6 protein-coding genes are annotated in these 6,689 nt (G+C 76.0%); all 6 read right to left on the bottom strand.

The genetic code is table 11. The features are described 5' to 3' along the window. The coding region (locus ACZ1IK_RS07785) for a ComF family protein (protein WP_465098445.1) at nt 1-572 on the bottom strand (572 nt) is incomplete at its 3' end. Nucleotides 573-680: 108 nt separating this feature from the next. Further along, a complete protein-coding gene (locus ACZ1IK_RS07780) occupies nt 681-2,426 on the bottom strand; it encodes an LpqB family beta-propeller domain-containing protein (protein WP_465098444.1) in 1,746 nt (581 codons plus the stop codon). Continuing rightward, nucleotides 2,423-4,348, bottom strand: coding sequence for an MtrAB system histidine kinase MtrB (gene mtrB / locus ACZ1IK_RS07775; RefSeq protein ID WP_465098443.1), 1,926 nt, complete (start codon nt 4,346-4,348; stop codon nt 2,423-2,425). The genes ACZ1IK_RS07780 and mtrB overlap by 4 nt, the downstream gene beginning before the upstream one ends. A gap of 4 nt (nt 4,349-4,352) precedes the next feature. After that, nucleotides 4,353-5,033 carry an MtrAB system response regulator MtrA gene (gene mtrA / locus ACZ1IK_RS07770; protein WP_061867002.1) on the bottom strand — a complete coding sequence of 227 codons (681 nt, stop codon included), beginning with the start codon at nt 5,031-5,033 and terminating at the stop codon, nt 4,353-4,355. Between the two features lie 152 nt (nt 5,034-5,185). Next, on the bottom strand, nt 5,186-6,301 hold the full coding sequence (locus tag ACZ1IK_RS07765; RefSeq protein ID WP_465098442.1) for a hypothetical protein: 1,116 nt from the start codon (nt 6,299-6,301) through the stop codon (nt 5,186-5,188). Next, the gene (locus ACZ1IK_RS07760) at nt 6,294-6,683 is read right to left on the bottom strand and encodes a chorismate mutase (RefSeq protein ID WP_002854878.1); all 390 of its coding nucleotides are present in this window, start codon (nt 6,681-6,683) and stop codon (nt 6,294-6,296) included. The genes ACZ1IK_RS07765 and ACZ1IK_RS07760 overlap by 8 nt, the downstream gene beginning before the upstream one ends. Between the last annotated feature and the right edge of the window lie 6 nt (nt 6,684-6,689).

The following is a 6,689-nucleotide window of genomic DNA, read 5'->3' as shown; positions in this document are numbered from 1 at the left end:
CGCTGGCCCGCCCCGGCGCCCGCGTGGGACGGGCCGCCGCCCCGGAGCGTGCTCGCGCGGGGCAGCAGGCGCGCACGGACGGCGTCGGAGACCAGCCACGGCGCCGGCAGCGCCCGGGTGAGCTCGGCGAGCGGGTCGTAGCCGCGCCGTCGGAATCCGACCGCGCCGCCCGGGACCGGGACGAGCAGGGCGTGCCGCGCCCCGGGCAGGTCCGGCTCGAGGCGCGCCGCGGCGACGGTCCGGCAGAGGGCCTCGCCCAGCACGCCGCGCAGGTGCAGCGCGTGATGGTCCTTGAACGCGAGCACGGCGGCCGCCAGCGGGTCTGCGTAGCGACCGGCCGCCATCACCGGCAGGGGAGCGCCGCCGGGGCCCAAGGGCAGGGCCGGGGCGTCCTGCTCCGCCCGGAAGGGCAGGGACAGGGCGGCGGTCAGTCCCTCCGCGCAGGCCGGGCAGAGCCGGTGGCCCGGCGCCGCGCACACCGCGCACTCGGCGGGCAGGACCAGGTCGGCCAGGGCCCGACCGAGGGCGCCGAACGCCGACGCCGGGGACGGGGAGGACGGCGGGGAAGGCATGCGATGAGTCCACCGCACGCCACCGCCGTCCGGGCGCCGGGGCGGGCCGCTGTGCGGGACGGGGCGGCTGTGCAGGAATGGACGACGGGCGCCCGGCGCGGGCCCGGCTCAGTCCGGGAACGAGAGGTCGCGCACCCCGCGGTCGAGCTCCTGCGCCCGCCACGAGGAGCCCACCAGCAGGAACACGAACTCCTCCGTCTCCGCGTAATAGGCGCCGTCGTCGCCGGCGGAGATCCCCCGCAGACCGCCCAGCGGGTTGAGCTCCCGGACGGTGCCGTCGATCGAGACGATCCGCGGCACCACGCGCTCCTCCGGCTTCTCGGCGTACGCCGAGACGAGCAGGTTCGTGTCGCCGGCCCACTCCACCGAGTCCTCCGACCCGGAGGAGGGCAGCAGGATCGGCTCGGTCAGGGCGTTCGGCACCCCGTCCGAACCGCGCACGACGCCGGACACGCGCAGAGTGGTCCGCTGGCCGTCGTCGACGAGCATCGCGGCCCGGGCCCCGCTCCGGGACAACCGCAGGTCGACGATCCGCTCGCCGGGCCGCAGCCACGTGGCCGTCACGATGCGCTCCTGCCCGCCGGGCTGGGCCGAGACGGCGCGGATCCGCGAGGTCGTCCCCCGGTCGGCCGCCCACACCCAGCCCAGGAGGTCCAGCGACGGGACGGTGAGCCCGGTGCCGCGCAGCACCTCCCGCAGGGAGCCGTCCGTGCCGGCGACGTGGACCGCCGTCCGGTCACGGGTGACGAACGCGAAGCGGCTGCGGTCGCCGGACATCGTCGGGCGGACCGGATCGAGCGCGGTGACGTCCGGGGCGCCGCCCACCGGCGTGACGCTGGTCCCCTGCACGTAGACGAGTCCGCCCGTCGCCGTGTCGATGCCCACCTGGACCGAGCCGACGGCGGCGTCGGTCTGGACCGGGGCGGGGCCGTCGTCTCCCGACGTGGACAGCTGGGCGCCGGCGACGGTCACCTCGACCTCCTTGACCGACTGGAGGCCCGTCAGGGTCAGCTCCAGCTGCTCCCGCATGCGGTGCCGCCGGTCGGCGTCGGCCCCCTCGGCAGCCGCCTGGGTGAGGTCGACGTGGGCCACCCCGTCGTCGTCGACGGGCACCGTGGGCGCGGCCAGGTCGGTGCCGGTGCGCAGCGGGAAGGCCGTGTCCACCGCCCCGGCCAGATACGGTGCCGGCCCGCGCAGGAGCGCTCGCGTCACCGCGGTCACGGTGGTGCCCCGATTGACGAACCACCGCACGTCCGGCACGATATAGCGCTTCGCGGTGTCGTAGAAGGCGAGCTCGTGCGGGGCGAACAGCTGTCCGAACTGCGCCTGGGAGAGCAGCGTGCCGTTCTCCGTGGACGTGATCCGCATGCCCTGCGGCCGTTCCTGCACCGTGACGGCCCAGGCCCGCGTGGTCCCCGGCGGCGCGATGGTCCGCAGGCCGTACTCGTCGATCTCCGAGTCGACCTCGACCTGGATCTGGTAGTCCCCGGCGCCGTCGCCCCGGGTGATGCGCGGCTCCGCCGAGTACACGAGGGTGCGCTGCCCGGGCGTCCACTGGGTGGCCGCGGGCCCGTCGAGGAACTCGCGCGCCACCGCGTAGTCGTCCTGCGGGCTCGTGCCCGCGAGCAGGAAGCCCCGGATGGCCTCCTCCGCCGTGTCCGACTCGGCCGGTCCCGGCGGATGGAACTGCGGCGCGTCGGCGGCCGCGGTGGCCCCGTCGACCGGGTCCGCGCTGCGCACCTCGGAGCTCTGGGGGATCTGAGTGCAGCCGCTGAGGGCGAGCATCAGGGCGACGATCACCGCGACGACGGCGAGCCGCGGCGGGCGGGGCGGCTGCGGATCCACGGTGGTCATCGGGCCTCCTCGGCCGGGTCATCGCCGGTCGGGTCCCCGGGGGCCGACCCGTGGGCGGGATCCTCCGCAGGGACCACGCGCACCGGCCTGGTCGGTGCGGTCAGGGCCTGCTCGGCCTGGCGCGCGGACGGCGGGGCCGCCGTGGCGACGTCCGCGACCGTGCCGACGGCGTCGGCGTCCGCCTTCTGCGGGACGGGCCGGGACAGGTCATCGGCGTACCGGCGGTCCGCCGTGCTGTAGCGGGGCGGAATGGGCAGCACGGAGCGGCCGATCGGCTCGGGGGCCTCGGCGCCCTGCACGGCCGGGCGCGGCGCCCGCGGCAGGGTCACCATGAAGGTGGACCCCTCCCCCAGCTCGCCCCACGCCTCGAGCCGACCGCCGTGCAGCCGGGTGTCCTCGGTGGCGATCGCCAGACCCAGTCCGGACCCGCCGGTGGTGCGCTTGCGTGAGGGGTCGGCGCGCCAGAACCGGTCGAACACGCGCTGCACCTGCTCGGGGCTCATGCCGATGCCACGGTCCACGACGGCGAACGTGACGGCCTCCTCGTCGGCCGCCACGAGCACGTCCACCGGCCGGCCCTCGGCGTGCTCGATCGCGTTGTTCACCAGGTTGCGCAGGATCCGTTCGATCCGCCGCGGGTCGACGTGGGCGACGTGGCCGTCGGCGCGGTCCCGGTCCATGGGCACCATGTACACGGGCACGCCGATCTGATCGGCCAGCGGCTGAGAGGTGAGCACGACGTCGCGGGCCAGCTCGAGCATGTCCGTGGCCTCGAGGGCCGGGGTGGCGGCGCCGGCGTCGAACCGGGTGATCTCCAGCAGGTCCGCGAGCATGGCCTGGAAGCGGTCCACCTGGTGGTAGAGCAGCTCGGTCGAGCGTCGGCTGACCGGGTCGAAGTCCTCGCGTGAGCCGTACAGCACGTCGGCCGCCATCCGCACGGTCGTCAGCGGCGTGCGCAGCTCATGGGAGACGTCCGAGACGAACCGCTGCTGCATCTGGGACAGCTGCGCGAGCTGGCCGATCTGGTCCTGGATGCTGTCCGCCATCCGGTTGAAGGACATGCCCAGGCGGGCCATCTCGTCCTCACCGTCGACCGGCATCCGCACGGCCAGGTTGCCGCTCGAGAGGGACTCGGCCGCCCGGGCCGCCTGCTGCACGGGCAGGGTCACACGCCGCGAGACCCACCACGAGACCAGCACGTTGATCACCAGGAAGCCGACGCCGAACACCAGCAGCACCCTGAGCACCGAGTCGAGCGAGCTCTGGACGTCCGCGAGGTCGTAGACGAGGTAGAGCCCGTAGGTGGCACCCGGGGGCAGCACCACCTGGGCGCCGAACACGAGGCCGGGCCGGGTGCCGCCGCCGGGGTCCGGCAGCGCCACGCTCGCGTCGTACACGCCCGGCCCGGAGGCGACCGCGTCCTGCAGCTCCTGGGGGATCACCGCGGGATCGAGACCGGCGGAGGAGATCGTCCCCACGTACGCGGACTCGGAGCCCGGCAGCGGGGCGAGGTGGTAGCGGCGGCGGATCGTCGTGCCCGAGTCCCCCTCGAGGGCACGCAGGGTCTGGGTCACCAGCACGTCCGTGCTCTGCGCGTCCGTGGCGGTGGTCTGCGCGAACGTCTCGCGCACCTGACTCAGGCCACGGCGGGCCTCGGCCTGGACCTGCTCGTAGCGGGCCTCGAAGAGGGCCTGGGTGATCTGCTGCGTCAGGAACGCGGCGACCACGAGGCCCGCGAGGATCGAGAGCAGGGCCGCGAGCACCGCCGTGCGCAGCCGCAGGGACCGACGCCACCGGCGGCGCAGCGCACGCCACGCGGGGCCGGGGACCCACGACCGTGGGCGGCCGGCGGCGGGCTCGACCGGCTCGGCGCCGGGCTCGGCCGCCGGGGCCGCGCTCAGACCCGGGCCGGACACCGTCATGCCCTCAGCCCTGGCCGGCCTTGTACCCGACGCCGCGGACGGTCAGCACGACGCACGGGTTCTCGGGATCCGGCTCGACCTTCGAGCGCAGGCGCTGGACGTGGACGTTCACGAGCCGGGTGTCGGCCTGGTGCCGGTACCCCCAGACCTCCTCCAGCAGCATCTCGCGGGTGAAGACGTGGCGCGGCCGCCGGGCGAGGGCCACGAGGAGGTCGAACTCCAGCGGGGTGAGGGCGATGCCGACGCCGCCGCGGGTGACCTCGTGGCCCGCCACGTCGATCTCGAGGTCCCCGATGTGCAGGACCTCCGCCGGCTTGGCCTCCCCCTCACGCAGGCGGGCCCGGACGCGGGCCACGAGCTCGGCCGGCTTGAACGGCTTGGGCACGTAGTCGTCCGCACCCGACTCGAGGCCGCGCACGACGTCCGCCGTGTCCGACTTGGCCGTGAGCATCACGATCGGCACGTCCGACTCGTCTCGGATGAGCCTGCAGACCTCGATGCCGTCGATGCCGGGGAGCATGAGGTCCAGCAGCACGAGATCGGGACGCTCGCGGTGGAACGCGGGCAGTGCGGAGGTGCCGTCCGCGGCGAACGCCGGCTCGAAGCCGTCGTTGCGCAGGACGATGCCGATCATCTCGGCCAGCGCCTCGTCGTCGTCCACCACCAGGATCTTGGCCTTGCCCATCCTGACCTCCTCGTCAGCGCTCCCCCCGGCGCCGCAGGCGGGACCGGCCCCGGGCACAGGAAATTTTCAGGATCAGCCCGATGATACCCGCCGGGCGGGCCCGTCCACGGCCGACGACGCCGGAGGTCGTCCCGGTCCGTCGGGGCGCCGGCTCAGCCGCGCAGCTCGGCGAGCCGCGCGGCCAGCTCCTCCGCGTCCCGCCGCAGAGTGCGGAGCACGGCGGGGTCGTGCGGCCCCGCCGCCGTGAGGCCGACGTCGCCCACCCGTCCGGGGTCCACCCCCAGCCGTTCCCACGTGCGGACGACCTCGACCGGGCGCACGCCCGGCTCGGGGGCCAGGGTCAGCCCGCGCCCGATGTCGGCCCAGCCGGCCGCCGCCTCCCACGCCTCGCGGGTGCCGGGCGTGCCGTCCGCGCCGTCGTCGAGGGCGCCCACGCCCACCACGAGGGAGACCGGGGCCGGGGCGGGCGCGTCCGCGGCTGCGTCGGGCCTGGGCAGGGACTCTCCCGTCAGCGCCGCCAGCGCGGCGGGCCCGGGCAGCTCGGCCCCCGGGGAGGCGGCGCGGCGGCCCGGTGCGAGCCACACCCGGGCGACGTCGGGCAGGGCGGTGAGCCCGTCGAGGGCGGCGCGCCACAGCCCGCGGGCCTCCTCGCGCGGCAGCGACCGGACGGTGCGGTACCCGCTCGCGGTGGGCAGGGTCCCGGCGAGGACGGCCGCCGCCCACGGCTCGTCGACGACGACGCCGAGGCGTCCCGCGCCGGTGGCCCTCCGGAGGCGGGGCAGGGCGTCCTGCAGTCCCTCGAGATAGGACTCGGCGACGTCGCGGCGCGCGCCGTGGTCGCCGAGGACGCGCTCTCCCCCGGGCAGCCAGAGGCCGGCGAGCAGGCTGAGCGGGCCGCGCACCCGCACGGCCAGACGTTCGACGACGGCGCCCTCGGCCCCCGCGGTGTCCGCCCAGCGGTGTGCGTCCTCGCGCCAGAGGGAAGCGGCGCGGCGTCGGTCGCGGCCGGAGCCGGCGGCCCCGGGCGGGCTGACCCGCCAGCCGTGCGGCTGCAGGTCGACGGCCAGCTCCTGCAGGAGGGCGGCCGAGCGGCCGGTGGCGTCGGCGCCGGGTCCGCGATCGGGCAGCTCGGGAAGCACCGGCCAGTGGTCCGCGCCGAGCTCGCCGAGCGTGACGCGCTGCGCCTCGGCGACGTCGGTGCCGCGCCACGGCGTGCCGCCGAGGGCGACGGGGCCGGTGGCGCCGTCGTCGTGGGCGGCCTCAGTCATCCGCGTCCCCGGAGCCCGCCCCCGGCTCCGCCTCGGCGTCCGGCCGGCCCTCGGCCGCCAGCGCGCGGTGGTGGCGGATGACCTCGGCGATGATGAAGTTCAGGAACTTCTCGGCGAACGCGGGCTCGAGGTCCGCCTCGAGCGCGAGCCGGTGCAGCCGCGCGATCTGGGCGGCCTCACGCCCGGGGTCCGAGGGCGGCAGGTCGTGCCGGGCCTTCAGCGCGCCGACCCGCTGCGTGAACTTGAACCGCTCGGCGAGCAGGTAGACGAGCGAGGCGTCGATGTTGTCGATGCTGCCGCGGATCGCGAAGAGCTCGTCGAGGACCGCCGGGTCCGCGGTGCCGGGCAGCGAGCTGGCGTGGGGGTCGTAGTCCGGGCTCATGGCCGA

The sequence above is a fragment of the Micrococcus sp. CS26 genome (assembly GCF_055522295.1).
The sequence above is the reverse complement of the archived record's forward strand: the minus strand, read 5'-3'. Positions and strand labels throughout refer to the sequence as shown.

What these genes read in the sequence shown, in the direction of transcription:
- ACZ1IK_RS07780 (WP_465098444.1), bottom strand. Translation starts at nt 2,426, where the DNA reads ATGACCACCGTGGATCCGCAGCCGCCCCGCCCGCCGCGGCTCGCCGTC.
- mtrA (WP_061867002.1), bottom strand. Translation starts at nt 5,033, where the DNA reads ATGGGCAAGGCCAAGATCCTGGTGGTGGACGACGACGAGGCGCTGGCC.
- ACZ1IK_RS07765 (WP_465098442.1), bottom strand. Translation starts at nt 6,301, where the DNA reads ATGACTGAGGCCGCCCACGACGACGGCGCCACCGGCCCCGTCGCCCTC.
- mtrB (WP_465098443.1), bottom strand. Translation starts at nt 4,348, where the DNA reads ATGACGGTGTCCGGCCCGGGTCTGAGCGCGGCCCCGGCGGCCGAGCCC.
- ACZ1IK_RS07760 (WP_002854878.1), bottom strand. Translation starts at nt 6,683, where the DNA reads ATGAGCCCGGACTACGACCCCCACGCCAGCTCGCTGCCCGGCACCGCG.